The sequence below is a fragment of the Dyella solisilvae genome (genome assembly GCF_003351225.1).
Taxonomy (GTDB): Bacteria; Pseudomonadota; Gammaproteobacteria; order Xanthomonadales; family Rhodanobacteraceae; genus Dyella; species Dyella solisilvae.
Map to the genome: position 1 here is coordinate 97,514 of NZ_QQSY01000006.1, position 24,287 is coordinate 121,800.

General features: G+C 64.4%; 25 protein-coding genes. 15 read left to right on the forward strand and 10 right to left on the reverse strand.

What is annotated here, in order from left to right; genetic code table 11:
- Positions 1–197 precede the first annotated feature (197 nt).
- From DVT68_RS17815 to DVT68_RS17825, 3 genes are all read right to left on the reverse strand, one after another.
- Complete coding sequence (locus tag DVT68_RS17815) at positions 198–917, reverse strand: pseudouridine synthase (RefSeq protein ID WP_114826551.1); 720 nt, start codon at positions 915–917, stop codon at positions 198–200.
- Positions 918–1,001: 84 nt separating this feature from the next.
- Positions 1,002–1,778, reverse strand: coding sequence for an ABC transporter permease (locus DVT68_RS17820; RefSeq protein ID WP_114826552.1), 777 nt, complete (start codon positions 1,776–1,778; stop codon positions 1,002–1,004).
- Complete coding sequence (locus DVT68_RS17825; RefSeq protein ID WP_114826636.1) at positions 1,775–2,734, reverse strand: ABC transporter ATP-binding protein; 960 nt, start codon at positions 2,732–2,734, stop codon at positions 1,775–1,777. The genes DVT68_RS17820 and DVT68_RS17825 overlap by 4 nt, the downstream gene beginning before the upstream one ends.
- Before the next feature lie 95 nt (positions 2,735–2,829).
- Between DVT68_RS17825 and DVT68_RS17830 the strand changes: the two genes are divergently transcribed.
- Together DVT68_RS17830 and DVT68_RS17835 are read left to right on the forward strand one after the other, a co-directional pair.
- Entirely contained in the window at positions 2,830–3,573 is a 744-nt protein-coding gene (locus DVT68_RS17830) for an FAD-binding oxidoreductase (RefSeq protein ID WP_114826553.1), read from the forward strand.
- A gap of 251 nt (positions 3,574–3,824) precedes the next feature.
- Entirely contained in the window at positions 3,825–4,172 is a 348-nt protein-coding gene (locus DVT68_RS17835) for a hypothetical protein (protein ID WP_147281768.1), read from the forward strand.
- Positions 4,173–4,190: 18 nt separating this feature from the next.
- Here the strand turns inward: DVT68_RS17835 and DVT68_RS17840 are convergent, their stop codons facing one another.
- The 4 genes from DVT68_RS17840 to DVT68_RS17855 all read right to left on the reverse strand — a co-directional run bounded on the left by DVT68_RS17840 (position 4,191) and on the right by DVT68_RS17855 (position 9,398).
- The gene (locus tag DVT68_RS17840) at positions 4,191–5,282 is read right to left on the reverse strand and encodes a fimbrial protein (RefSeq protein WP_114826555.1); all 1,092 of its coding nucleotides are present in this window, start codon (positions 5,280–5,282) and stop codon (positions 4,191–4,193) included.
- Positions 5,279–8,032, reverse strand: a complete 2,754-nt coding sequence (locus DVT68_RS17845) for a fimbria/pilus outer membrane usher protein (RefSeq protein WP_114826556.1) — start codon at positions 8,030–8,032, stop codon at positions 5,279–5,281. The genes DVT68_RS17840 and DVT68_RS17845 overlap by 4 nt, the downstream gene beginning before the upstream one ends.
- Positions 8,029–8,772 (reverse strand): fimbrial biogenesis chaperone, encoded by a 744-nt coding sequence (locus tag DVT68_RS17850; RefSeq protein WP_114826557.1) that lies wholly within the window; start codon positions 8,770–8,772, stop codon positions 8,029–8,031. Before DVT68_RS17850 ends, DVT68_RS17845 begins: the two co-directional genes overlap by 4 nt.
- Before the next feature lie 68 nt (positions 8,773–8,840).
- Entirely contained in the window at positions 8,841–9,398 is a 558-nt protein-coding gene (locus DVT68_RS17855; RefSeq protein ID WP_114826558.1) for a fimbrial protein, read from the reverse strand.
- A gap of 425 nt (positions 9,399–9,823) precedes the next feature.
- Here DVT68_RS17855 and DVT68_RS17860 point away from each other — a divergent pair, with 425 nt between their 5' ends.
- The 7 genes from DVT68_RS17860 to DVT68_RS17890 all read left to right on the forward strand — a co-directional run bounded on the left by DVT68_RS17860 (position 9,824) and on the right by DVT68_RS17890 (position 16,744).
- Positions 9,824–10,483, forward strand: coding sequence for a hypothetical protein (locus DVT68_RS17860; RefSeq protein WP_147281769.1), 660 nt, complete (start codon positions 9,824–9,826; stop codon positions 10,481–10,483).
- Positions 10,480–10,713, forward strand: a complete 234-nt coding sequence (locus tag DVT68_RS17865; RefSeq protein ID WP_199536134.1) for a helix-turn-helix transcriptional regulator — start codon at positions 10,480–10,482, stop codon at positions 10,711–10,713. The genes DVT68_RS17860 and DVT68_RS17865 overlap by 4 nt, the downstream gene beginning before the upstream one ends.
- An 11-nt stretch (positions 10,714–10,724) precedes the next feature.
- Positions 10,725–12,302: an alpha/beta hydrolase gene (locus DVT68_RS17870; RefSeq protein ID WP_114826638.1), complete on the forward strand. Its 1,578-nt coding sequence runs from the start codon at positions 10,725–10,727 to the stop codon at positions 12,300–12,302.
- Complete coding sequence (locus DVT68_RS17875) at positions 12,299–13,033, forward strand: ABC transporter ATP-binding protein (RefSeq protein WP_114826560.1); 735 nt, start codon at positions 12,299–12,301, stop codon at positions 13,031–13,033. Before DVT68_RS17870 ends, DVT68_RS17875 begins: the two co-directional genes overlap by 4 nt.
- Positions 13,030–14,238, forward strand: a complete 1,209-nt coding sequence (locus tag DVT68_RS17880) for an ABC transporter permease (protein WP_114826561.1) — start codon at positions 13,030–13,032, stop codon at positions 14,236–14,238. The genes DVT68_RS17875 and DVT68_RS17880 overlap by 4 nt, the downstream gene beginning before the upstream one ends.
- Before the next feature lie 188 nt (positions 14,239–14,426).
- Positions 14,427–16,130 (forward strand): dipeptidyl-peptidase 3 family protein, encoded by a 1,704-nt coding sequence (locus DVT68_RS17885; protein ID WP_114826562.1) that lies wholly within the window; start codon positions 14,427–14,429, stop codon positions 16,128–16,130.
- A gap of 110 nt (positions 16,131–16,240) precedes the next feature.
- Positions 16,241–16,744: a hypothetical protein gene (locus DVT68_RS17890; protein ID WP_114826563.1), complete on the forward strand. Its 504-nt coding sequence runs from the start codon at positions 16,241–16,243 to the stop codon at positions 16,742–16,744.
- A 46-nt stretch (positions 16,745–16,790) separates the two neighbouring features.
- Here the strand turns inward: DVT68_RS17890 and DVT68_RS17895 are convergent, their stop codons facing one another.
- Positions 16,791–18,668 carry an aspartyl protease family protein gene (locus DVT68_RS17895; RefSeq protein ID WP_114826564.1) on the reverse strand — a complete coding sequence of 626 codons (1,878 nt, stop codon included), beginning with the start codon at positions 18,666–18,668 and terminating at the stop codon, positions 16,791–16,793.
- Between the two features lie 223 nt (positions 18,669–18,891).
- Between DVT68_RS17895 and DVT68_RS20500 the strand changes: the two genes are divergently transcribed.
- On the forward strand, positions 18,892–19,032 hold the full coding sequence (locus DVT68_RS20500; protein ID WP_158543542.1) for a hypothetical protein: 141 nt from the start codon (positions 18,892–18,894) through the stop codon (positions 19,030–19,032).
- 12 nt (positions 19,033–19,044) lie between these two features.
- On the opposite strand, the gene DVT68_RS17900 is transcribed toward DVT68_RS20500, so the two are convergent.
- Positions 19,045–19,911, reverse strand: coding sequence for an alpha/beta fold hydrolase (locus tag DVT68_RS17900; protein ID WP_114826565.1), 867 nt, complete (start codon positions 19,909–19,911; stop codon positions 19,045–19,047).
- Entirely contained in the window at positions 19,908–20,963 is a 1,056-nt protein-coding gene (gene hemH / locus DVT68_RS17905; protein ID WP_114826566.1) for a ferrochelatase, read from the reverse strand. Before hemH ends, DVT68_RS17900 begins: the two co-directional genes overlap by 4 nt.
- A 111-nt stretch (positions 20,964–21,074) precedes the next feature.
- Between hemH and DVT68_RS17910 the strand changes: the two genes are divergently transcribed.
- The 5 genes from DVT68_RS17910 to DVT68_RS17930 all read left to right on the forward strand — a co-directional run bounded on the left by DVT68_RS17910 (position 21,075) and on the right by DVT68_RS17930 (position 23,706).
- On the forward strand, positions 21,075–21,764 hold the full coding sequence (locus DVT68_RS17910) for a lipid-binding SYLF domain-containing protein (RefSeq protein WP_114826567.1): 690 nt from the start codon (positions 21,075–21,077) through the stop codon (positions 21,762–21,764).
- A gap of 67 nt (positions 21,765–21,831) precedes the next feature.
- A complete protein-coding gene (tatA, locus tag DVT68_RS17915; RefSeq protein WP_114826568.1) occupies positions 21,832–22,062 on the forward strand; it encodes a Sec-independent protein translocase subunit TatA in 231 nt (76 codons plus the stop codon).
- Positions 22,063–22,077: 15 nt separating this feature from the next.
- Positions 22,078–22,479 (forward strand): Sec-independent protein translocase protein TatB, encoded by a 402-nt coding sequence (gene tatB, locus DVT68_RS17920; protein WP_114826569.1) that lies wholly within the window; start codon positions 22,078–22,080, stop codon positions 22,477–22,479.
- Complete coding sequence (gene tatC / locus DVT68_RS17925) at positions 22,466–23,230, forward strand: twin-arginine translocase subunit TatC (protein WP_114826570.1); 765 nt, start codon at positions 22,466–22,468, stop codon at positions 23,228–23,230. Before tatB ends, tatC begins: the two co-directional genes overlap by 14 nt.
- Positions 23,227–23,706 carry a cupin domain-containing protein gene (locus tag DVT68_RS17930; RefSeq protein ID WP_233523549.1) on the forward strand — a complete coding sequence of 160 codons (480 nt, stop codon included), beginning with the start codon at positions 23,227–23,229 and terminating at the stop codon, positions 23,704–23,706. The genes tatC and DVT68_RS17930 overlap by 4 nt, the downstream gene beginning before the upstream one ends.
- Positions 23,707–24,287 lie beyond the last annotated feature (581 nt).

Below are 24,287 nucleotides of genomic sequence, written 5' to 3' on the forward strand. Positions count from 1 at the left end.
GGCGGTAACGCCTTAGAAGAGGCTAGAAGCTAGAGTCACTGGATCCCTGCTTTCGCAGGGATGACGGGTAGGAAAGCGTGGGGCAACCTGGGTTCCCAGTTTTTTCAGGGATGGAAGCACAGCTACGACTGCGATGATGCCGTCACGCACGGGGCGCTGCTAGAGAAAGAGTTGGCCACAAAGTGAGCCAAAATCACTCACCACTGCGTGCGATTCGGCAACAGCCCCTTCAACTCCGCCTCAGTCAAATTCCGCCACTGCCCCGGCTTCAGATGCCCCAACTTCACATTGATGATGCGCACCCGCCGCAACTGCGTCACGCGATAGCCAAACGCCGCCGCCATCAATCGAATCTGCCTGTTCAAACCCTGGGTCAGAATGATGGCAAAGCCAAACTTCGCGATCTTGCGGACCTTGCACGGCTTGGTCATCTGTCCATGGATGCGAACGCCACGCGCCATGCCAGCGAGAAACTCGTCGGTGACGGCCTTGTTCACCGCCACGAGATATTCCTTCTCGTGGTTGTTCTCCGAGCGCAGGATCTCGTTGACGATGTCGCCGTTGCTGGTGAGCAGGATCAGGCCTTCCGAATCCTTGTCCAGGCGACCGATCGGAAACACCCGCTCCTGATGGTCAACGAAGTCGACGATGTTGTCCTTGACCGTGGAGTCGGTGGTGCAGGTGACGCCCACCGGCTTGTTCAGCGCGATGTAGACGCCGCGCTTGGCCGACGGCGTGGCGGCGAGGATGCGCGCCTTGACGATCTCGCCATCAACGCGAACTTCGTCGCCTTCCAGCGCCTTCGCGCCAGTGGTGACGACTTCACCGTTGATGGTGACGCGGCCAGCCAACAGCATCTCGTCCGCCTCGCGACGGGAGCAGATGCCGGCTTCGCTGATGTATTTGTTTACACGCATAAAGGCTAGGAGTGAGTTAAGGGGAGTGAGAAACGAGAGGTGGCTCTTTTCTCACTCCTCACTTCTCTTCACTATTTTCTGCACTCAAGACCGCAAGCCTATGCCGCGCTTCAGCAGCTGCAGCGCCACGATGGACAAACCCACGACAAACGCCAGCATCACCGCGAACGCCACGCCGACATGCACGTCGCTCACGCCAAGCACGCCGAAGCGGAACGCGTTGACCATGTACAGGATGGGGTTGACCATCGAGATGGTGCGCCAGGGCTCGCCCAGCATGCTGACCGAATAGAACACGCCGCCAAGGTAGGTGAGCGGGGTCAGCACGAAGGTCGGCACCAGGGCGATGTCGTCGAACTTCTTCGCATACACCGCATTGACGAATCCGGCGAGCGAAAAGATCGTTGCGCCCAGGATCACCGAGGCCAGCGTGATCAGCGGGTGCACCACGTTCAGGTGCGTGAAGAACAGTGCAATGAGCAGCACGAGCGCGCCGACGATGATGCCGCGCGTCACGGCGCCGGTGACGTAGCCCAGCAGGATCACCCAGTTGGGCATCGGCGATACCAGCATCTCCTCCACCGCGCGACTGAACTTGGCGCCGAAGAACGAGCTGGAGATGTTGCCGTAGCTGTTGGTGATGATGCTCATCATCACCAGGCCCGGCACGATGTACTGCATATAGGTGAAGCCGCCCTCGATGGTGCCGATGCGGCTGCCGATCAGCTTGCCGAAGATCACGAAGTAAAGCGTCATCGTGATGGCAGGCGGGATCAGCGTCTGCGTCCAGATGCGCATGATGCGCACGATCTCGCGCCGGACGATGGTGTTGAGTGCGACGAGGTTGCCGGCGCTGTTCATGCGACTTTCTCCACGGTGTCCTTCGTCGTGCGGCCGTTCTCGACGAGTCGAACGAACAGCTCCTCCAGTCGGTTGGTCTTGTTGCGCATCGAGGTCACCGTCATGCCCTCGGCGGACAAGGTGGCGAACAGCGAGTTGAGATCATGCGAGCGGGACATCTCCGCTTCCAGCGTGTGCTCGTCGACGCGGCGCAGCGTGATGCCCGGGATGACCGGCAGCTCCGAGGGGACCTGCTGGATGTCCAGCACGAAGGTCTCCACGTCCAGCGAGGCCAGCAGTCGCTTCATCGAGGTGTTTTCCACGATCGTGCCGTGGTCGATGATGGCGATGTTGCGGCACAGCTGCTCGGCTTCCTCCAGGTAGTGCGTGGTGAGGATCACCGTGGTGCCGGCGGCGTTGATGCCGCTCACGAACTGCCACATGGAGCGGCGGATCTCGATATCCACGCCAGCGGTGGGCTCATCGAGGATCAGCAGCTTGGGCTCGTTCATCATCGCGCGGGCGATCATCAGGCGACGTTTCATGCCGCCGGAGAGCATGCGCGCCTGGTCCTGCGCCTTGTCCCACAGGCGCAGTTCCTTGAGGTACTTCTCGGCACGTTCGACGGCGATCTTGCGCGGAATGCCGTAGAAGCCGGCCTCGTTCACGCAAATATCGAACGGCTTCTCGAACTGGTTGAAGTTGATTTCCTGCGGCACCAGGCCAATCAGCTGCATGGCCTTGCCACGCTGCTTGTTGACCGACACGCCAAATACCTGCGCGTCGCCGCTGGTGGCGTTCACCAGCGAGGAGAGGATGCCGATCAGCGTGGATTTGCCGGCGCCGTTGGGGCCGAGCAGGGCGAAAAAGTCGCCTGGCTGCACCGTGAGGCTGATGCCCTTGAGGGCCTGGACGCCATTGCTATAGGTCTTGCGCAGGTTGTCGACGACCAGCGCGGGTGTGGAAGAGGAGGGCATGAGCTGCACCGAAGGGGCTAGCCCTTTATTATACGTGGCTTGCCCAGCCCGTCCGGCGCGACGCGGTGGCCACACTGTTTCCCCCGGAATACCCCATGGCAGACCATTTCCAGCTCCGTCTCGTCGACAGCCGCATGCTGGCGCCCACCGTGCGCCACCTGGCCTTCGAGCGCGCCGACGGGCAGCCCCTGGCCTTCGTCCCGGGCCAGTTCCTGCAGGTCCACTTCCACTATGAGGACGGCGCCGCCACCAAGCGGAGCTACTCGGTGGGCACGGTGGGCGACGGTTCCTCGCCGGTGCAGCGCATCGAAATCGCGGTGAGCTACGTGGACGGCGGGGCAGCCACCAAACTGCTGGGCGAGCTGCCGGTCGGCGGCGAAATCAACGCCAGCGGCCCCTACGGGCGTTTCTGCCTGCAGGCGGGCGATACCAACGGCCGCTACCTGTTGCTGGCCACCGGCACCGGCGTCACGCCGTACCGCGCCATGCTCCCGCAGATCGCCGAACTGGTGAAGCAGGGCCGCGAGGTGGTGCTGCTGTACGGCGCGCGCAACGAGACCGAGCTGCTCTACGGTGACGAATTCGAAGCCTTCGCCCAGGCCAACCCCGGCTTCAGCTTCTACGGCTGCCTCAGCCGCCAGCCCCGCGCGACGCCTCGTCCGAACGACCGCACCGGCCACGTGCAGAACGTACTGGCCGAGCTGGCGCCCAGCGCCGAGCGTGATATCGCCTACCTGTGTGGCAACCCCAACATGGTCGACGCCGCCTTCACTGCGCTGAAGGAATTTGGCCTGCCGGTGGCCCAGATCCGCCGCGAGAAGTACGTCTCTTCACGCTGAGTCCGCAGCCGCTTCCTAAACGGTTGCCCAACAAGGGATTCAAGCTGCGCTGACCCGCGCCGCTAACCGGTCAGCCCCCACCCAATCCAGATCGCCCCGCCTAGCCCGCCCCCGGCTGGGTGCGGGACGAATGTGACGTGCTTCACATTGCGGAGACCTGCCCGGGTTTCCCATATCAAGTCCCAGGGGACCACGCCGATAGACCCGACATGCACTCCCGCTTTCTGCAGGGGCTGCGGGAAGGGGCGCTTATGAAGGGCTGGATTCGCTGGACCTGTGCGGGTTGCGTCGTCGCCTTGGCGCTGGGTGGATCGCGGGCGCATGCCGTTGACGGAACGCTCACGTTCTCGGGCAGCGTCTTGGAGCCTACATGCATGGCTCGTGGCGTGGACGTTGCCATTGCATCGCCTTCAGCGAAAGCTATGCGCTCTGTTTGTGCCGGGCGGGAAGTTGATTCGGCAGCTTTTGATCTGCGCGTGACCACGGTGGCCCGATCAGGGATTTCTGACGATCGCGTGCTCAGCTATTACGCGGGTTATGCGCGGGCCTTGGGGCAGGACGACTCGTCGATCAAGTTGGTCATGCAGACGTTCTTTTGATGCTCCGAGAATCCATCATTACTGGTAACTCATGACGAACGTGAGCGTGGCGTTCACTTGGCCGGCGCTGACGGGCGATCCCGTCTGGTAGTACTGCACCGTATAGGGAATGGACAGTGGGCCTTTGCTGGTGGATGTGGCAATGCGCTGGCTTGAGCCGCCGGTGACATCCACGGGTGTCCCCGCATTGTTGAAGACCTGCACACCCACGTTGTTTGCATAGCCTGAGCCCGTCGTGGAGAGGATGACGCCCGTCTGTGGCCCAGGGTTACTGGCCGTCATGGTGATTAGGACGTTTTTGCTTGCCGACTTGCAGGTCAAGTTGATGTTGAAGGGGATCTTGCTGCCTACGGCACCACCACCGGTAAACGCCGATGCGATGATGCTCGGCAGGTTCACGCTGAGGTTCTGAGAGTCCGTATTGACGCTGCACGATCCACTGCGGATGGTGCTGTTGGCCAGCATGAGGCTGGCACCCATATTAATGCTGCTGGAATATTGTGAGCCGCCCGACACGTACCACCAGAAGGGAATGAGGCTCTTGCCCGTGATGGTGCCAGTGCCGACGGTGGTACTTGTGACAATGAGTTGGCCCACAAAGGTTTCGGTAAACGTACTGCCATAGCTGCCTTGCACGGAACCGGCCGGAGCCGTGACCGAGCCAACAGGATAGCCGGCGTACTTGTTTGGGCCGTCGTTTACGTTTCCGCTGAGACTGGTTGCCTGTACGGGGCTTGCAGTGACCAGCAAGGCAACGCCCGGGATGTTCGTCGCAAAGGTGATGCCAGGCCCGTTGGGGTTGTTGGTGGCATCCAGCGTCGCCAGACTTTGCCCAGCCTGGATCGTCGCGATGTAGTCCGCCGACCGGGTAGTTGTGACGGGCAGGCCGGTGCAGGTGAATGCGATGGTGACGGGGCTGGAGGTCGCCAGTACGGTGCCTACGGTCTGGTTAGTCGCTGTGATGACGACGTCAGGCATCGTCATCGTCGCCGATGAAGCTGTGCAATTGGCCGCCGCCGCTAGCGAAGACCAGCCGCATCCCGCCACCATGAGAACGAGATACGCGAGCCATCGGCTCCGGCCGCGACTGTTGTAAAGATGATGCGTCATGTACCGCTCCCTGAAACCTGTGCAACGCTTGTGGAGCGCAAGCACGTTACCGTGATCTGCTCGAAGGCACCGGCGAGCTGGCCCTTCCTGCGCGGGCTCAGCTGATAGGGGAACTGACAGCTCTGCATTCCCTCACCATTGTTCCAGCGTGCGGTGAGTAGGCCGCGTTGCTCGACGCCCCGCATAAGCACCTTGCCAGCCTGTCCGGATACGCCAAGGACAGTGCCCTTTTCATTCACGATTTCCGCACCGAAGGGAAGTGACTTGCCATCCTGCAGGCGGACCTGGGCAATCAGAACGCGTCCGTTATGGCTGGTGAATGTCACCATCACTACTGCACCGGCATGCGGGGCGATCTGAGCGCTGGTCGAGTCAAGCTCGACGTCCAGGGGGAGTCCGTGAGGATCGACCGTAATCGTATTGAGGTTGTATGGCACCAAGTAGGGCACGAGTGCGTAGCCTGCGCCATCCACACGGAGGCCGGATGCATTACCCAGGCGCGCACCCGCGGCATCGGGGATATGGACGAGGCCCACCGTGTCGCCCATGGGCTGGCCAAAGGTCAACCCTCCCGGATGCGCCACCACGGCACCACTGACATTGACTGCAGCCTGCGAGAAGCCACTGCCGTTGCCATAGCTCGCATTGATGATGGCATAAGGACTGCGGTAACCACCGTTGAGGGAGCCGGCATTGCCGGTCGTCTCGTTGTGCGAGGCAGTGGCGCCGTAGGTAAACTGATTGTCCACGCCGGCCGAGCCGCTGATCATTGCCTGTTCCTGCGCGCCGCTGGTGGTGTCGTGCGAGGCATTGAACGAAAGTGTGGGCGAGTGCGTGCTTTGGCCAAGAGGGAAACTGAGGTTGACGAAATACTGGTTGTCGTACCGACCCACTGGATCGCGTGTGCGGGTGGCGGATACGCCGTAGTTCACTTGGTGGAACGTATTGTTGTAGCCAACTTGGAACTGCGTATCAGTGCCTGTACGGTTCCAGTAGTCGTTGGCCGTCGTATTGAGGAAGAGGGATCCGCTGGAATCGCCCAGGCGTTGGCTGAGCGAGAGCGTGAAGCGATTGCGCTGGCGTTGCAGCACCTGGCTTTGCAGCGCGGGATTGTAGTTGGCTCCATTAAGCGCCGCTTGCTGTGCGGGCGTCAGCAGATTCTGCGCCGGAATACCATCGATGAACGTCTGGTTGATGGGCAGTGTGGCTGTGAATGCATCGAGACCGCGGCGGGAATAGTCCCGCGCGACGGCCGCATCAGAGAGGCTCAGGAAGCCGCTTGTGGAGTAGCGGTAAGCGGCCACTGAGAGAGATGTGTTGGTTTCGGGCAGGATCTTGCTGTAGCTGATCCGCATGCTCTGGCCCGACTGCGAGGAGAATCCCGGAATCTCAGCGTGGGCCTGAGTCAGATCAATCGAAACGGCGCCAAAACGCGAATTGAGCGCACTGCCAATCAGTACGGCTTGGTAGCCCTGAGAAGCCTGGAGTCCAGCATAGCCCGTCCATAGGTTGCCGAAGCCATGTTGGACGGTCGCTTGTGCGACGGTCGGCTTGTGGTCGATGAGCGTCGAACGCAGTTCACCGACCCCGATGTCGAAGCGTGTCGTGCCCGGGCGAAGAAGTTGCGCCACGGAGGCATACGGCACGACAAAGGTTCGCGTACGTCCGTCGGCTTCCGAAATGGTGACGTCCAGGTTGCCGCCGTATCCGGTGGGATAAAGGTCGTTGATGGAAAACGGACCGGGCGCCACCGTAGTTTGGTAAATGATCAAGCCGTTCTGCCGAACGGTCACTTTCGCGTTGGTGTCCGCCACGCCGCGCACGACCGGCGCGTAGCCGCGCAGCGAGTCCGGCAGCATGCGATCGTCCGTCGCCAGTTGCACGCCGCGCAAGCCATAGCTGTCGAAGACCTGGCCGTCGGTAAAGGAGTCACCCAGCGTCAGCTGCGCGCGCAGTGACGGCAGATCGCGCTGAACATAAGTATTAATGTTCTGCCACTGGTGGCGCGCCGGCGCGCCCGCCTCGGATGAAAACCAGTTGGCCGTAGAGTCCTGGCGAAAGTGCCACGAGCCGATGTTCAGACCCAGGTTCAGGCCGAGGTAGGCCGTTGTTTGCGAAATGCCCTGGTTCGACGAGCGGTATGTATTGAAGTTGTAGTTGAGAAGTGCCGCAGGCACGCCGGCATCCCAGTACTCTGGACCCACGTAGCCACGTGGTTTGAGCCCTAGTAGTGCTTGCGGAACGCTGGCGTCCAGGCGCAGGCTGGATAAGTCGAACGCCAAATTAGCCCCCGGGATGACGCGGTCGAAGCCCACGCATGCCGCGGGGTCTTTCATCTGGGCGACCACTTCGGCGGGAAGGTTGGACGGTCGCAAATTCAATTTGTCGAGCAGGGTTTGGTCAACGCACGGCGTTGCGGTGACCTGTCCCGGAGCCGTAGCAAAGCGGACATTGGCGCGTCCTGTTGGCATGCCATTGAGATAAAGGTCGGCGCGGTAGTTTCCTGGGGAGATTGGATTGCCGTGCTCGAAGCGTGACAGGTCTACCGTGTTCTGTCCGGCGCCGGACAGAAGGCTGCGATCAAAGCTTGCATCGGCGCCGCTGGCGTCCGCGCTGGTGGAAGCATCGGTGGCATGCGCACTAACCCACCCGCCGAGCGCGAGGGCGATGCCCGCGCACAGCAGGAGCTGCCGACCCTTCGCGTGATCGCGGGGTGGCTGCAGGGCGGCACTGGAGCACCGCAAACTCACGGGGAGACGATGCCCTTGAGAGCGATGCTGGCGCCGTAGTCATTGAGTGCGGTGTAGTCGATGCTGGCGCCGCTCGACGGAGCATGCGGCATATCCTTCACCGCCACACGAAGCGTGCTCAGCGGCGAAATCATGCCGCTATCCGCCGAATAGATCGCGCCGCCGCTATTCACCGTGATGGTGGTCAGCGTCACGTAGTAAGGCGTCGGGTTGCGGATTTCGAGTGCAATACTCTCTCCGCCGGACATGGCCTTCCAGGTAAGGCTTTCAGGTGCCTTCAACGGGTCGCCCGGCAGATTGGGCGGGCGATAGAACAGCTTCAAGCGCGACCGTACGGCGAACTGCAGCGTGTTTTTGCTTTCGCCCTCGAGGCTCGTGGGCTTCGGTGGAACTTCCAGTACGTTCAACCAGAACAGGGATTCGCGATCCACAGGCAATTGGGCCGGGGTCGCGACGATACGCAGGCTCTGGTCCTTGTTCGGTTCCAGACGGAAAAGCGGGGGGGTGACGAGGAAGGGCACATCCACCTTGTCCGGCGTCGACTGGGCGTCGCCGCTGTCGATCCAGCTCTCCACCAACGCCGGCTTGCTGCCCTGGTTGGTCAGGCGCACGGTCACTTCGCCATCCTTCGCCGGAAACACCACACGGGTACCGCCGATCACGACACTGGCCTGAGCAGTGGCTGTGCAGACGCACAAGGCGACTAGACCCGCGCCCACGGCGCAGATAAGGCTCTTCATCGGGAGTTTCCTGTAGAGGGTGGAAAGCCAGGCACGGCGGCCGCCGTGGGGTCGCCGTGCCTGCCGTCTTACTGGTAGGACATCGTGAACGAGACAGTGGACGTGACGGAACCCGCCCCGGCGCTGCCGTTCTTGGAGTAGTACTGGGCGTAGTACTGAAGCGTGGCCGCGCCGCTCGTAAGATTGACGGCGGGCATAGCGTAGGTTGCGGCCAGGGGAATTGCATTCTGGCTGCTGTCGAGCAACTGCACTTCCACGGCACTGCTGGTGCCGGTGTTCGAAAGCACGTGGTTCGTGACGTCGATGCCGCTGCCGGAGAAGGTGGTGGTCACGCTCTTGAGGCCGGGGTCGCAGCCGGCGATCTGGATCTGAAAGCCGGTCTGGCCGGCGGTGCTGCCCGCAGCATTCAACGCGGTGGCCAACACGTTTGGCAGGTTGATCGTGCGGTTGTCAGGCGTGGTCAACGTGCCATTGGACTGATAGGCGATGGTGTCCACAGTGCAAGTCTGCGCGAGAACTTGGCCCTTGAAGGTGATCGTGCCATCGACGGCTTTGGCCGACTGCGGAGCCAGAACGGCCACGCTAACAACGGCAGCCATCGCGGCGGTGAGAAGAAGCTTTTTCATACCCGAGTCCTTAATTGATTTAGTGGATACCGCTTTTTGACGCGCTTTCGGACTAGGGGCTGGGGCCCCCGGCTGCGCTGTTCGGCTTCTGGCCCGGACCCCCTATGGGCTGGTCTCCAGATCGCTTACCCCGCCCTTTGCAACCGCCGTGCCAAGCCTCGCAGGGCCAGTGAGATGGCCCTGTTCGGGGTGGAAACGAGGGATTTGTTAAGACGGGGTGAAGAATCGGCCGTCGTTTCGGGTCACTTCCGACCCTTGCAGCGGCCCAATGTGCAAATTCTGTCACGTTTTTGGAAATGTCTTATTGCCATGACACTAAAGTTTGGCGTGGGACTGTCGATAACCTTGCGTATGTAAAGCAAGCTTGACAGGCTTGGCCTGGCCGCCTTAGCCTCATGTCAAGTCAACTTGACATGAGGCGGATCATGGAAAGCGCCGATTCGAAAACTGGAACGCCGGCCGTGATGTCCCGCGCCCAGGTTCGACGGAAGTTGCCTTGGGGCCCGATGGCGGATTGGCCGGCGTGGGGACGCTCGGCGGCGCTCTTGCTTGCCTACGCGCTGCTTGCTGGCGGCGTCTGGCTGATGGCCGTGGGCGGGGCGGCCGCGCGCTTCGCGGGCGTGCTGGCGGTAGCGCTGTCATTGCCGTTATTGGTCCACGCCGGGCGTGCGGTGGCGCGCGAACGCAGCCGTGCCAGCGACCGCCGCTACTTGCGCGAATTCATGCCGGCCATCGTCGGGTACATGCTGTTCATGCTGTATGTCTGGCCCCTGCAGAAGGGCATGGACCCGGGCTGGCTCAAGACGGCGCTGGTGCTCTCGCCGATGCTGCCGGTAGCGGGCATCATCCGGGCCAGTCTTCGCCACGTGCTCGCGAGCGATGAACGGGAGCGACGCCAGCACATGGAAGCTCTGGCCATCGGCGTGGTGATCGTGAGCCTGGGCAGTTGCGCCCTCGGTTTTCTCGGCGCCGCGCGGATCCTCGTGCTGGATGGCGCCACGGTTCTCCTTTTCGTCTATCCGGCCATCTGCATCACGTATGGCCTGGCGTGCTGCTTCCTGACCTGGCGCAGCTATCGCGCATGATCAACCGCATCCGGGAATTGCGAGGCGATCACGGCTGGTCACAAGCGGACCTGGCGGAACGCCTGGACGTGTCGCGCCAGACCGTGAACGCGATCGAGACGGGCAAGTACGATCCGAGCCTGCCGCTGGCGTTCAAGATCGCGCGGCTGTTCGACCTGTCGATCGAGTCGATCTTCGAACCAGACGCGCCGGCGACGTTGTTGGCAACTCCACGAAACCCGAAGGAATGAGGGGCATCAGCATGGCGAGCAAGGGAAGGACAAGTTTGCGCATAGCGATGGCGATAGTCATCGTCGTTGCACTGGGCTGGAGGCACTTCCATCCCCAGGAACCCGAGGCGACAGGCGATCACCCACCGGCTGCCGCTGCGGCCCCTGCGGCTGTCGCGCCGGCGAAGCCTCAGACGTGGCGGCTCGGTTCGCTGACGTTGACGCCCTGCGAGTTGAGTGAACCGAACAGCGGCCTGTCCACGGCGGCGTGGTGCGCGCCATTCGAGGTGCCGGAAAATCGCGACGATCCGCACAGCCGGACGATCCATCTCAAACTGGCCGTCCTGCGCAGCAGCGCGCAGGTGGCCAGCAGGGACATGCTGGTGATGCTCGCCGGCGGTCCTGGCCAGGCGGCGACGGAATCGTGGCCGGCAGTCTCCACTGCGCTATCGCCGCTGACGGCGCATCGCCATGTGTTGTTGCTGGACCAGCGCGGCACCGGTGGGTCCAACCCGCTTACCTGCAAAGACGAAGGGGCCGGCCCCGAGGGCGGCGTCGACGACCTGCAATCGCATCCGGAAAAAGAGCGCGAGCAAATCCAGCGCTGCCTCAAGCTGCTCGCCGACAAGGCCGATCCGCGTTTCTACACCACCAGCGTCGCCGTGCAGGACTTGGAAGACGTGCGCAAGGCGCTCGGCTCGCCGACCTTCGACCTGGTCGGCGTGTCCTACGGCACGCGCATGGCGCAGCAATACGCGATGCGGCATCCGGAAGCGGTGCGCAGCCTGGTGCTGGATGGTGTGGTGCCCAACGAACTGGTGCTTGGCGAGGACTTTGCGCAGAACCTCGACGACGCGCTCAAGGCGCAATTCGCCCGATGCGCGACAACCGACGCCTGCCGCAAGCGCTTCAATGATCCGTACCAGACGCTGTACCAGTTGCGTGATGCGCTGCGCGCCAACCCGCACATGGTGAGCTTCCGCGATCCGCAGAACTACCAGACCGTGCAGCGCATGCTGAGCGAGGCATCACTGGCCAGCGTGGTGCGCATGTTCGCTTATACGCCGCTCACCTCGGCCTTGCTGCCGCTATCCATCGACGCGGCGGCGCATGGCGACGTCGGCCCGCTGCTGGGCCAGGCCAAGCTGCTGTCGGGGGATCTCTCCGACACCATGAACGGCGGCATGCAGCTGTCGGTGATCTGCAGCGAGGATGCCGACCTGCTCACCGCACGCCCGCAGGATGCGCACACCATCCTTGGCACGCGCATGATCGACACGCTGAAGAACGTCTGCTCTGTCTGGCCCAAAGGCACGCGACCGGACGATTTCCACCAGCCGCTGAAGACCGACAAGCCGGTGCTGCTGCTGTCCGGCCAATACGATCCGGTGACGCCGCCGCGCTACGCCGAGCAGGTGGCCAGCAACCTGCCGCGATCGCGTCACCTCGTGCTGACCGGCCAGGGCCACAACGTGATGAACGCGGGCTGCGCGCCGCAGGTCATCAAGCACTTCATCGAAGACCTGAATCCCGCAGCGCTCAACGTCAAGTGCCTGGACCGCCTGCAACCCACGCCGATGTTCATCGACTTCAACGGAGCTGAGCCATGATCGAAGTGAAGGACCTGCACAAGGCGTTCGGCGCGGTGAAGGCCGTCGACGGCGTGAGCTTCACCGCACGCGATGGCGAGATCACCGGCCTGCTTGGCCCCAACGGCGCCGGCAAGACCACCACGTTGCGCATGCTGTACACCCTGATGGCGCCCGACCAGGGCCGGGTGCTGGTGGATGGCGTCGATGCCGCGGAGGACGCTCTGGCCGTGCGCCGACTGCTCGGCGTGCTGCCGGATGCGCGAGGGTTGTACAAGCGCCTCTCCGCGCGCGAGAACATCGATTACTTCGCGCGCCTGCATGGCTTGCCCGAAGATGTCCTGGCCACGCGCCGCGAGGCGTTGGTGCAGGCGCTGGAGATGGGCGACTTCGCCGGCCGTCGCGCCGAGGGTTACTCGCAGGGCCAGCGCGTGAAGACCGCGATCGCCCGCGCGCTGATCCACGACCCGCGCAACGTCATTCTCGACGAACCCACCAACGGGCTCGACGTGATGGCGACCCGCGCGCTGCGGCAGTTCATGCGCCGATTGAAGGGCGAAGGTCGCTGCGTGCTGTTCTCCAGCCACATCATGCAGGAGGTGGCCGCGCTGTGTGACCGCATCGTGGTGATCGCCCATGGCCGCGTGGTGGCGGACGAGTCACCTGAGGCGCTGCGTGAGCAGACGGGGGAGGCCAACCTGGAAGACGCCTTCGTGAAAATCATCGGCAGCGAAGAGGGACTGGCCGCATGAACAGGGACATCGCGCCAACGATCGGCCGCAGCCGGGCTTTCCTCACCGTCTTCCTCAAGGAGGTGAAGGAGAACCTCCGCGACCGCCGCACGCTCATCAGCGCCTTTCTCACCGGGCCGCTGCTCGGCCCGATGATCCTGGTGATGCTGCTCAACATCACGCTCAACCGCGAGCTCGACAAGGCGGAAAAGCCGCTGCCGGTACCGGTGATCGGCGCCGAGTACGCGCCCAACCTCATCGCTGCGCTCAAGGTCGACGGCATCGTGCCCACGCCGCCCATCGCCAATCCCGAGCTGGCCGTGCGCAAGCAGGATGCCGACATCGTGCTGCGCATCTCGCCCGACTTCGGCCGCGCCTGGCGCAAGGGCGAGCCAGTGCAGGTGCAGCTGATCTTCGACTCCTCTCAGCGCGACGCGAATACGGCGGTAATGCGGGTGAGCCAGCTTGTGGAGACTTATGCTCGCCAGCAGGGCGCCATGCGGCTGGTGGCGCGGGGGCTGTCACCCAGCACGGCCTGGCCGGTGGTGGCGGCCAAGCGGGACCAGGCCACGGCGCAGGCGCGCGCGGCGCTGATGTTCTCCATCCTCCCGTATTTCTTCGTGCTCACCGTGTTCATGGGCGGCATGTATCTGGCGATCGACCTCACGGCCGGTGAGCGAGAGCGGCAGTCGCTGGAACCCTTGTTCGCCAACCCGGTGCCGCGCTGGAAGATCCTGGCCGGCAAGCTGGTGGCGATCTGCGTGTTCGCCACGGCCAGCCTGCTCATCTCGCTGGCGGCGTTCGCCGTAGTGGGGCGCTTCATTCCCACCGAAAAGCTCGGCATGGAGCTGGACCTTGGCCTGGGCTTCGGCAGTCGCGTCCTGCTGCTGATGTTGCCACTGATCGTGTTGCTGGCGGCGCTGCAGTCGCTGGTGGCGGCCTTCGCCAAGAGCTATCGCGAAGCGCAGACCTATGTGTCGCTGCTGATGTTTGTCCCGGTGATCCCGAGCATCCTGCTCTCCACCATGCCGATCAAGTCGCAGGCTTGGATGTACGCCGTGCCACTGCTTGGCCAACACATCGGGATCATGCAGTTGTTGCGCGGCGACGGTGTGGATGCACAGCAGTTGGTCTTGTGCCTGCTTGGCAGTCTGGCGGCGGCGGCGTTGGGCGTGCTGGTGACGGTACGTTTGTACCAGTCGGAGCGCTTGGCGATTTCGGGCTGATGCAACTCACTCCTTCTCCCCTCCGGAGAGAAGGTTGGGATGAGGGGCGGGTGCTCGCGATGAGGCCTCAGCAAAGCTCGCCTGAATGGCCGTCATCGCAAGGCCACCCCCTCACCCAACCCTCTCCCCAACGGGGAGAGGGGACGGCGTCGCGGTACCATGGCGCTTTCGTCATCCGGAACGTCCCCATGCGCCGCCACCTGCTCGCCCTCACCCTGATCGCCGCCCTGGCCGCCTGCAGCTCGCACGACCACGCGCCGGCGGCGCAGTCGCCCGGGCCGGCGCCGGCCAGCACGGCGCCCGCGGCGCCACCGCCGCCGTCGACCGACGCGGAGAACGCGCAGCAGCGCCTGGCCAACTACGCCACGGTGAAGCTCGGCGCTGACCTGTCCGCCTTCGACGAGAAGCAGAAGCGCATGATCGCGCTGCTGGTCGAGGCGGCCGATGTCACCAACGACATCTACTGGCAGCAGGCGTGGGGCGACAAGGCTGCGCTGATGGCGCGCATTCCCGATGAGGTGACGCGCCGCTTCGCGGAGATCAACTACGGTCCGTGGGATCGCCTCGACAACGATCAACCTTTCGTCGCCGGCGTCGGTCCGCGTCCGCCGGGCGCGCAGTTCTACCCGGCCGACATGACCAAGGAAGAATTCGAGCAGGCCGACCTCAAGGACAAGACTGGCCTGTACACGCTGCTGCGTCGCGATGCGCAGGGCAAGCTGGTGACGGTGCCCTACCACGAGGCCTACAAGGCCGACCTCGAGCGTGCCGCCGGCCTGCTGCGACAGGCGGCGGAACTGTCGGACGACAAGGAGTTCGCGGCCTACCTCAAGCAGCGCGCCGATGCGCTGCTCAGCGACGACTACCGTCCCAGCGACTTCGCCTGGATGTCGATGAAGAACAACCCGGTCGACATCGTGATTGGCCCGATCGAGACCTACGAAGACCAGCTGTACGGCTACAAGGCCAGCTACGAGAGCTATGTGCTGGTGAAGGACCAGGCCTGGAGCGCCAAACTCGCGCGCTTCGCCAAGTACCTGCCGGAACTGCAGCGCGAACTGCCGGTGGAGGACAAGTACAAGGCCGAGAAGCCCGGCTCCGATGCCGACCTCAATGCCTACTTCGCCGTGTATTACGCAGGCGACGCCAACGTCGGCGCCAAGACCATCGCCATCAACCTGCCCAACGACGAGGAAGTCCAGCTGAAGAAGGGCACGCGCCGCCTGCAGCTGGAGAACGTGATGCAGGCGAAGTTCGACAAGATCATGCTGCCGATCGCCAGGGAACTGATCGCCGAGGACCAGCAGTCACACCTGACCTTCGATGCGTTCTTCGAGAACACCATGTTCCACGAAGTGGCGCATGGCCTGGGCATCAAGAACACGCTCACCGGAAAGGGCATGGTGCGCACTGCGCTGAAGGACCAGGCTTCCAGCTTCGAGGAAGGCAAGGCCGACATCCTGGGCCTGTACATGGTCACCAAGCTGGCCGAGAAGGGCGAGCTGGACAAGTCGAAGCTGATGGACAACTACGTCACCTTCCTCGCCGGCATCCTGCGCTCGGTGCGCTTCGGCGCCAGCGATGCGCATGCGCGGGCGAACATGGTGCGCTTCAACTTCTTCCAGCGGCAGGGCGCCTTCACCCGCGACGCCGCCACCGGCCGCTATCGCGTCGACTTCGACAAGATGACCGCGGCGATGAACGCGCTCTCGGCCAAGCTGCTCACCATCCAGGGCGACGGCGACTACGACGCCGCCAGGCAGCTCACCGACACCATGGGCAATATCGACGCCACCCTGGCCGGCGATCTCAAGCGCCTTGATCAGGCGAAGATCCCGGTGGACATCACCTTCGAGCAGGGGCTGGACGTGTTGGGACTGAGCAAGCCCTGAGGCGGCCCGGACGCCTCCCGGATGACAAAAGTTTCATGTCAGCTCGATTGACACAGTCTCCTGGCAAGCGCCTCATCGCCCGAGGGGTCAACTGCCAAAGGAGCGTTGTCATGACGATGCGCAAGGATGGGATGGCGATCTGGATGGGCGTATTGCTGTCGATGGCCGCAGGTGTAGCGACGGCTGGGGATGGCGGCGATCAAGGACAGGCGGCATTGCGTAGCGCCTATCTCAAGGCTGCCGGCCGTGCCGTGGATGGCCTGCCGGCGACGACGCTCATCAGTAGTGTTGATCAGCTCGGCGACCACCACATCGCGCTGTATACGGTCGATGGCAGCCACAAGGACGTCTGGCTGGTCACTACCGATGCCGCCTGTGTGCAACCGAGGCTCGAGGGTGACCGCATCGTGGAGGCGAATGCGCAGGGCGAGGCTTCCGCGTGTCGTTCGGTGCGGATCCAGTCCGTGGATCAGCGAGAGCTGGCTGCGCAGTTGATGAGTCTTCCGTCGGGTCAGGCAAGCGCGCATGAGACTGTCCTGGTGTATCCGGTAACCCTGCGCGAGTTCACCGCCTATCGCACCGATGTGATGACGGACGGCGGGCGCACGCGCTAGCGGACGCTCGCCAGGCAAGCGTCCGCGCGACGTTGTCATCGCACGGTTACTTCGTCGCCAGGTCTCGCGCCTGCAGCTTCATCTCGCGCCCGTCGGCAAGGGTGAGCGTCACCGACGCGCCGTCCGGCAAATGGCTGGTGAGATCGCGCAACGCACCGAAACTCAATCTCGATGAAGGTTGGCCGTTCACCGCCATGATGGCGTCACCCTGCTTGAGGCCCGCCTGTTCGGCAGGGCTGCCGGGCATGACGTTGATGACCTGGTAGCGGTCGGGCTGGTCGGACTTCTTGTCGGCGCGGATGCCCGTCATGGCGTAGTGCCACGACGGAACCGGGTTGCGCGGCATCAGCACCATCTGCTGGCGGCGGTAGTCGAAGTGCACGTTGTAGCGCGACAGCACGTCCTGCCCGATGTTGCCTGCTTCGCTGGGGTTGCCGGTGGCGCCGGCATCGGCGCGGGTGAGCATGGCCACCACGTTGTCCAGGCGCTGGTTGCCCAGTTGCAGTTCTTTCGCATGGGCGATGTGCGCCATGAACAGGCCGCCCACGCCGCCGGTAGGCACCGGCGTGCCGCTCGCATAGTGGGCGGCGATGCCCTCGCGTTCGGCCCACTGCGGAAAGGTCAGCACGTAGCCGGCGTTGCCGGTGTCGATGCCGAACATGCCGCGTTTCCCGTCCTGTGCAGCAGACACCAGTGGCATGTCGTCAGTGAAGCGCAGCGCAAGCACGTCGCCCTTGGCAGTCGGTGGCGCATCGCCGTGGTCGAAGGGTTGCAGGTGCAATACGCCGCGATCGTAGTCAAACGTCACCGCGAATCGCTCGAAGATCTCCAGGCCGAGAATACCGGCAATCGGAGGCTGGCCTTCGCCACGCTCGTAGAAGTCGTAAGGGTAGGGCATCACCAGGAAGGTGAGTCCGTCCACATGCGCGTGGCCCAACGCGAGGTCGCGCACGCGGGTATAGGCGGTGCTCATCGAGCCGGGACCGGAACCGGTGCTCACGCCCTTGCCACTCGTCTCGAAGCCAAGCTGTTTCGCCGCGTCCGCGGTAAGGATCGCGTGACCACCGGAGTCGAGGATGAAAGGCATCGGGGCGCCGCCGTTGATGCTCGCATCGACCAGCACGATGCCGCCTTCCACACGCAGACGGGTGACGGCGATGCGCGCATCGCCGTCCATGCGTACGTCGGTGACGCGCGCCGTGGGGCGTTGCGTGTTGGCCGAGTGGGCGGCGTCGAGCACGCGATAGCCGGTCACGGTATCCACACTCTCGCCGTCGTTGGTACCTGCGACGGTGGCGGCGGTGGTGGTGATGCGGAACGGTAGTTGCAGGCCATCGACGGGGCGATAGTCGGCAAATCGCTGGGTAAAGGTGAGGAACGAACGGCGCCACTCGGCGCGATCCACGCGATGCGACTCCGGATCGATCCACAGCGTGACGGCGCGCCCGCCCGCCGGCGTGGCTTCCAGTCGCTGGTAGTGGCGCGCGCCATCGGCGGCATCGGGCAACGCGCGGTAACTCACGTCGCTCGCGGTCCGCAGAAAACCATAGCTGCGTAGCCAGTCTTCGCTGATGGCCGTGGTCTTCGCCTCGTCGGAGTCCAGCGGATGGATCAGGCCCGAGATGTCCTGCCGCCAGTGCCCCTGCGCATCGCCGCCCTCGGCGGTGGCGAACAGGTCGTTGCGCGCACGGGTGAGATAGTGGGCGTTGCGCAGGTCGACGGTGGATTGCCATGGACCCTCGAGCCCATCGCTGGACTCCCGGCCCTCGACAGCGATCGCGCCGACGCCGGACCAGCGTTCACCGCCATAGGCCTGCCGCAGGTCGCGCAGCAGCGTATCGGCGTTGTCCGCCGCCATGGAGCAGGCGGGGGCAAGCAGGCCGGCAAGCAGCATGAGATGGAGGACGGGCGAGTGACGCGCCATGGTGAGGCTCCTTGCGTGGGGTGGCGCCATGCTCGCTGCGTTTGTGGCGCGGGTCTGGCACGTGCGTGACAAATCAGCATGGGCTTTCCACTTGCCGCCGATAGTCACGTGGGGTCTGGTGGGTGGCGCGGGGGAACACTTGGCTCCCTGTAGATGCTCCATGCGGCCAGTCTATGCCGTTGCCGCGGCGCGGCATGTGCCGTCGGTCAGGCAGCACAATTGTGTGAACACCGTCCCTCGGATGTCGCGCAAGGGCGATGCCGATATCTTCAGCACGTTGCCGCTGCATGGCCCACCGCCGCACGACACCAGCATGAACCACATGAGCCACGCCGCCTCGACTGCCGGCAGCAACGTGAAATAGCCCGCCGGCAATTCAGGCCTGCGCGTCTCCGCCGAGATGGCGGCGCGCCCAGGCCGCCACGTCGGCGGGATGCTCCAGGTGCAGGTGATGGCCGCCATCCATGTGGATGGTTGCCATGTTGCCCACGCAGGCGGCTCGCGCCCGCATCTGGGCATCGGGCAGGTACGGCGTTTGCGGTCGTGCGAGCAGCAGCGCGGTGGGCGCCTCGATGCCTTGCAGCAGGGCATGGACCTGAGTCTCGGCCATGCGCAGCGGCGAGGCGCGGTTCAGGCGCGGATCGCTGCGCCAGTGCCAGCCGGCCTCGGTTTGTCGCAGGCCGCGTTCGACGATCGGGCGGGCCTGCTCAGCCGGGAGACCGCTGGCCATGGTGCGCGCACTGATGGCGAGTTCGACCGACGGAAACGCGCGCAGCGAGCGTCCCGTGGCCGAACTGGCCAGGGCATCGCGGAACCGGCGCAAGGTGAGGTGACCGTCATCACCGATCGGGCCGATGCCTTCGACCAGCAGCAGCCGATCCACCCGTCCTGGCGTGGCGGCGGCCACCAGCGCGGCGACGCCCGCGCCGAGCGAATGACCCAGCAGGTGGTAGCGGGTCAGCTGCAACGCGTCGACGGCAGCCAGCACGGCGCGCACGTAGTCGATGAAGTGGTAGTGCTGGCCCGGCGGCAGATGGTCCGAATGGCCGTGGCCTGGCAATTCGAGCGCGATGACTCGCCAGCGGTCGGCCAGCAGCGGCGCCAGGCGAGCAAAACTGCCCGCGTTGTCCAGCCAGCCATGCAAGGCCAACAGGGGCGGTGCATCCTCTCGTCCCCACGCCAGTGCGCGTAACCGAGAATGCGGCAGCGTGATGTCGAGTTCAGTCGGCGCAACTGTGCTCATGCGGTGCAGCCGTTGAATTCGGGCCAGCCGGCGGTGTGGCGTTGCACCAGCGCGGCGAGGCTTTCCACCTGCGCGGCCGAATCGTTCAGCGCGGGGATGTAGCGCAATGCGTCGCCGCCCGCTTCACGGAAGAACTCGTGGTTCTGCATGGCGATCTCCTCCAGCGTCTCCAGGCAGTCCACCGCAAAGCCGGGGCAGGCCACATCGAGCGTCCTGACGCCGCCGCGGGCCAGTTCGCGCACGGTGGCGTCGGTATAGGGTTGCAGCCAAGGCTCGCGGCCCACGCGCGACTGGAAGCTCACCAGCAGTTGCCCATCGTCCAGTCGCAGGCGTTCGCGCAGCGCGCGCGCCGTGGCCTGGCATTGGTCGAGATAAGGATCGCCCGCGCGCACGTACCGCTCGGGAATGCCGTGGAAGGACAGCAGCAGCTTCTCGCCGCGCCCATGTGTAGCCCACCACTGCTCGATGCTTTGCGCCAGCGCCTCGATGTGCGCGGGATCCTCGTGATAATCGTTGACCACGCGCAGCTCCGGCGGCCAGCGCAGCGCCTTCAGCGCATCGGCCACGGCGTCGATCACCGAGCCGGTAGAGGTGGCCGAGTACTGCGGGTACAGCGGTAGCACCAGCAGGCGGCGCACGCCTTCGCGCTGCAGCGCTTCGATCTGCTGGTGCACCGACGGCTGGCCGTAGCGCATTGCCAGCGCCACGCGGACGCGACCGGCGCACTGAACCGACAGCGTCTCCTGCAGCCGTGACGCCAGCGCTTCGCTGCCCACGCGCAGCGGCGAGCCCTGCGGGGTCCATATGCGCTGGTAGGCGTGGGCCGAGCGTGCCGGCCGCACGCGCAGGATCACCCCGTGCAGGACCAGCCACCACAGCCAGCGCGGGTAATCGATCACGCGTGGATCGCTCAAGAATTCGGCCAGATAGGGCCGAACCGCGCTCGGAGTCGGCGCGTCTGGTGTGCCCAGGTTCACCAATAGCACCGCAGCCTGAACAACAGGGTCATGGGAAGCGCCGGCAAGGCCGGTATAGTCATGGCTGCGTGGCATCGTGGCGTGGTCGGAGGAAACCGCCGCAAAGTCTGCCACAAGCCATCGGTGGCGCCGCGGGGAACCATCGCCGCAGGCCGCCCGTCCAATTATCAGCTTCGGGAGTCATCCATGTTCAAGGCATCGTTCCATCGCGTGTTGCTCGCCCTGTCGGTCCTGCTGCTGCCGGCCATGGCCGCGCATGCGGAGGATCCGCCGCTGGTGCGCGCCCAGAACGCCGTGCGCGTGTTGAACGAAATCATGCAGGCGCCGGACAAGTCGATCCCGACCGATCTGCTCAAGGAGGCCAAGGCCATCGCGGTGATCCCGGACCTGCTCAAGGTCGGCTTCGTGTTCGGCGGGCGTCGCGGTGAGGGTGTGATCTCGGTGAAGGCGCCGGACGGTACCTGGTCCAACCCCAGCTTCATCACCATGACCGGCGGCAGCTTCGGTTTCCAGGCTGGCGCGTCCTCCACTGACGTGATCCTGGTGTTCCGTACCCAGCGCGGCGTGGATTCGATCGTCAACGGCAAGTTCACCCTGGGCGCGGACGCCGCCGCCGCGGCCGGCCCGGTCGGCCGTACCGCCGCCGCCTCCACCGACAGCGACTTCAAGGCCGAGATCTACTCCTACTCCCGCTCGCGCGGCCTGTTCGCCGGCGTAGCCCTGGATGGCTCGGCCCTGCGCATCGACTACGACGCCAACGAGGCCATCTATGGCAAGGGTGTGACCCCGCGCCGCATCTTCGAAGGCGGTGTAAGCAATGTCCCAGGCCAGGTAGTCGATTTCAGGGACCGCCTGGAGGAGTACACTCAGCGCTGATATGGAGCGGCGGCGCGATGGCGTGACGGCTTCGTTCCGCCGCGTTGACGTCCCTGAGGCCTGTTAAATGAGCATCACTCATCTACTTATCCTGCTCGTTGTCGTCGTGCTGATCTTCGGCACCAAAAAGCTGCGCAATATCGGCGCCGACCTTGGCGGCGCGGTGCGCGACTTCAAGAAGGGCCTGGACGGCGACGAAGCGTCCAAGGCGAATGACCCGAACGAGCGCCTGCGGGCCGATCCCCCGGCCGGCACGACCCAGAACCAGGGCCAGCACGACACCACCGAGTCGAAGTAAGTCGGTACGCCGGTCATGATCGAGATCAGCTTCGGCAAGCTGGTATTGCTCGCGCTGGTTGCGCTGATCGTGCTCGGCCCGGAAAAGCTGCCGCATGCGGCGCGCACCGCGGGCGCTTTGCTGCGTCGGGTGCGAACCGGCTGGGACAGCGTACGGGCCGAGGTCGAGCGCGAACTGCAGGTGGAGGAGATTCGCCGGCAGGCGCAGGAGGCCGCGGCGCGGGCCGAGGCCGCCCAGGCCGAACTCGACGAAACCCTGCGCAAGATGCGGCCCGCCGGCGGCGCCGCCACGATGAGTCCGCCGGCGCCAGAGATCCAGCCGGTCGTCGTCGACGCTGCCACTGCAACAGCCACCGCCACCCCCACCGCCACCGCCGATGCGACGTCAGCCAAGGAAGCACCGCATGGCGGCGCCTGAACTCGACGGCCCGGAGGACGAGGGCCTGGAACAGGGTCTGTTCTCGCACCTGATCGAGCTGCGCTCGCGCCTGATGCGGGGCATCGTGGCCGTACTGGTGGTGCTCGGCGCGCTGATCCCCTTCGCCAACCGGCTTTATACGCTGCTGGCCGAGCCACTGGTGTCGCGCCTGCCTTCCGGCGCGCACCTGATCGCGACCGAAGTCGCCAGCCCGTTCGTGACGCCGCTGAAGCTCGCCTTTTACGCCGCGCTGTTCATCGCGATGCCGGTGCTGGTCTACCAGCTGTGGGCCTTCGTCAGCCCCGGTCTCTACCGCAACGAGAAGCGACTGGCGCGTCCGCTGCTGGTGGCGGCGCTGCTGCTGTTCTATCTCGGCTGCGCGTTCGCCTATTTCCTGGTGCTGCCGGCCGCGTTCCGCTTCCTCACGGCGGTGACGCCGCAAGGCGTGGAAATGATGACGGACATCTCGCATTACCTGGATTTCGTGATGCTGATGTTCTTCGCCTTCGGTCTTTGTTTCGAAGTGCCGGTGGCGGTGGTGATCCTCGCTGCGATCGGCGTGGTCAATCTTGAGCAGTTGCGCGCTGGGCGTCGCTACGCCGTCGTCGGCGCGTTCACCATCGCCGCGTTCATCACGCCGCCGGACATCACCTCGATGATCATGCTGGCCATCCCGATGTGTCTGCTGTATGAGTTGGGCGTGCTGGCGGTACGCTGGCTGATCAAGCCTGAGGGCGTGGAGGCGACGTGAGCGACCCGGCCATCCGCATCGAGGAGCTGAAGTCGCTGCTGCAGTTGCAGCCTCATGTGGAAGGTGGTCACTACCATCGTTTCCACCCGCCCAAGGCCAGTGGCGACGGCATTGGCGCTCGTCATGCACTGAGCGCGATCCACTACCTCATCGAAGCGGGAACCGTCAGCAGCTGGCATCGGGTGGATGCCGAGGAAGCCTGGCACTTCGTCGAAGGCGACCCGCTGGAGCTGTTGATCTACAACCCGGTGTCCAACAGCCTCGAACGTTGCTGCCTGGGACCCCTTGCCCCCGACGTGAGGTCGATGGTGGTGGTGCCCGCCGGCGCGTGGCAGGCGGCGCGGCCACTGGGTCGCTATGCGCTGATGACCTGTCTGGTGGCGCCGGGGTTCGAGTACGAGGGGTTCGAGCTGATGGCGGAGGATGATCCGCTGGCGGGGCATTTGAGTGGGTTGGCGCCGGAGATTGGTTTCTGAGTGAGGCGCTTCCGCGGGGAGCTGAAGGATTTTATGTTGGATGGGGCAGAGACGAAGCGATAGCTGTGCCTCACACCCTCCCGCTCGTCATCCCAGCGAAGGCTGGGATCCAGTGACTTTGGCTCTCGGTTTTGGGTTTGGCGCTCCCCGCCAGCTTGCCGCCTACGCAGCGGGCGTTTCGATCGCCTGCCGGCGCTCGAGTCACTTTTCTTTTGCTGGCCCAAAAGAAAAGTAACCCAAAGAAAATGGCCTTAAAGGCTCGTAGCGATATGTGAGATCCAAGACTCGCCGACTGCGGCCATCCGGATCGGCTTCGTGCTACCTCAGGGACCCCGGCTATCCCGCAACGCGCCGTAGCGGAGAGGGGGCGCAGCGCTGCATGGCATACAAGCACTGACGACTGCGCCAAGCCCAATTCGTCGCGTGCTACCTCAAGGACAGCGGCTACACCGCGGGGCGTCGTCGTACTGAGGACTTAAAGCAGCGTCGTCCGGCTCCGCTCCTCGCTCCCTCTCCCCTTTGGGGAGAGGGTCGGGGGTGAGGGGTGGGTGCTCGCGGAGACACCTCAAAGGCGCCCCACC

Excerpts from the sequence above, each read along its gene's own strand:
- DVT68_RS17850 (WP_114826557.1), bottom strand. The coding sequence starts at position 8,772 with ATGAAGAGCCTTATCTGCGCCGTGGGCGCGGGTCTAGTCGCCTTGTGC.
- DVT68_RS17820 (WP_114826552.1), bottom strand. The coding sequence starts at position 1,778 with ATGAACAGCGCCGGCAACCTCGTCGCACTCAACACCATCGTCCGGCGC.
- DVT68_RS17870 (WP_114826638.1), top strand. The coding sequence starts at position 10,725 with ATGGCGAGCAAGGGAAGGACAAGTTTGCGCATAGCGATGGCGATAGTC.
- DVT68_RS17900 (WP_114826565.1), bottom strand. The coding sequence starts at position 19,911 with ATGAGCACAGTTGCGCCGACTGAACTCGACATCACGCTGCCGCATTCT.
- DVT68_RS17860 (WP_147281769.1), top strand. The coding sequence starts at position 9,824 with ATGGAAAGCGCCGATTCGAAAACTGGAACGCCGGCCGTGATGTCCCGC.
- tatA (WP_114826568.1), top strand. The coding sequence starts at position 21,832 with ATGAGCATCACTCATCTACTTATCCTGCTCGTTGTCGTCGTGCTGATC.
- DVT68_RS17895 (WP_114826564.1), bottom strand. The coding sequence starts at position 18,668 with ATGGCGCGTCACTCGCCCGTCCTCCATCTCATGCTGCTTGCCGGCCTG.
- DVT68_RS17855 (WP_114826558.1), bottom strand. The coding sequence starts at position 9,398 with ATGAAAAAGCTTCTTCTCACCGCCGCGATGGCTGCCGTTGTTAGCGTG.
- DVT68_RS17840 (WP_114826555.1), bottom strand. The coding sequence starts at position 5,282 with ATGACGCATCATCTTTACAACAGTCGCGGCCGGAGCCGATGGCTCGCG.
- DVT68_RS17865 (WP_199536134.1), top strand. The coding sequence starts at position 10,480 with ATGATCAACCGCATCCGGGAATTGCGAGGCGATCACGGCTGGTCACAA.
- DVT68_RS17880 (WP_114826561.1), top strand. The coding sequence starts at position 13,030 with ATGAACAGGGACATCGCGCCAACGATCGGCCGCAGCCGGGCTTTCCTC.
- DVT68_RS17835 (WP_147281768.1), top strand. The coding sequence starts at position 3,825 with ATGAAGGGCTGGATTCGCTGGACCTGTGCGGGTTGCGTCGTCGCCTTG.
- DVT68_RS17815 (WP_114826551.1), bottom strand. The coding sequence starts at position 917 with ATGCGTGTAAACAAATACATCAGCGAAGCCGGCATCTGCTCCCGTCGC.
- tatB (WP_114826569.1), top strand. The coding sequence starts at position 22,078 with ATGATCGAGATCAGCTTCGGCAAGCTGGTATTGCTCGCGCTGGTTGCG.
- DVT68_RS17875 (WP_114826560.1), top strand. The coding sequence starts at position 12,299 with ATGATCGAAGTGAAGGACCTGCACAAGGCGTTCGGCGCGGTGAAGGCC.
- hemH (WP_114826566.1), bottom strand. The coding sequence starts at position 20,963 with ATGCCACGCAGCCATGACTATACCGGCCTTGCCGGCGCTTCCCATGAC.
- DVT68_RS17885 (WP_114826562.1), top strand. The coding sequence starts at position 14,427 with ATGCGCCGCCACCTGCTCGCCCTCACCCTGATCGCCGCCCTGGCCGCC.
- DVT68_RS17830 (WP_114826553.1), top strand. The coding sequence starts at position 2,830 with ATGGCAGACCATTTCCAGCTCCGTCTCGTCGACAGCCGCATGCTGGCG.
- DVT68_RS17910 (WP_114826567.1), top strand. The coding sequence starts at position 21,075 with ATGTTCAAGGCATCGTTCCATCGCGTGTTGCTCGCCCTGTCGGTCCTG.
- DVT68_RS17825 (WP_114826636.1), bottom strand. The coding sequence starts at position 2,734 with ATGCCCTCCTCTTCCACACCCGCGCTGGTCGTCGACAACCTGCGCAAG.
- tatC (WP_114826570.1), top strand. The coding sequence starts at position 22,466 with ATGGCGGCGCCTGAACTCGACGGCCCGGAGGACGAGGGCCTGGAACAG.
- DVT68_RS17890 (WP_114826563.1), top strand. The coding sequence starts at position 16,241 with ATGACGATGCGCAAGGATGGGATGGCGATCTGGATGGGCGTATTGCTG.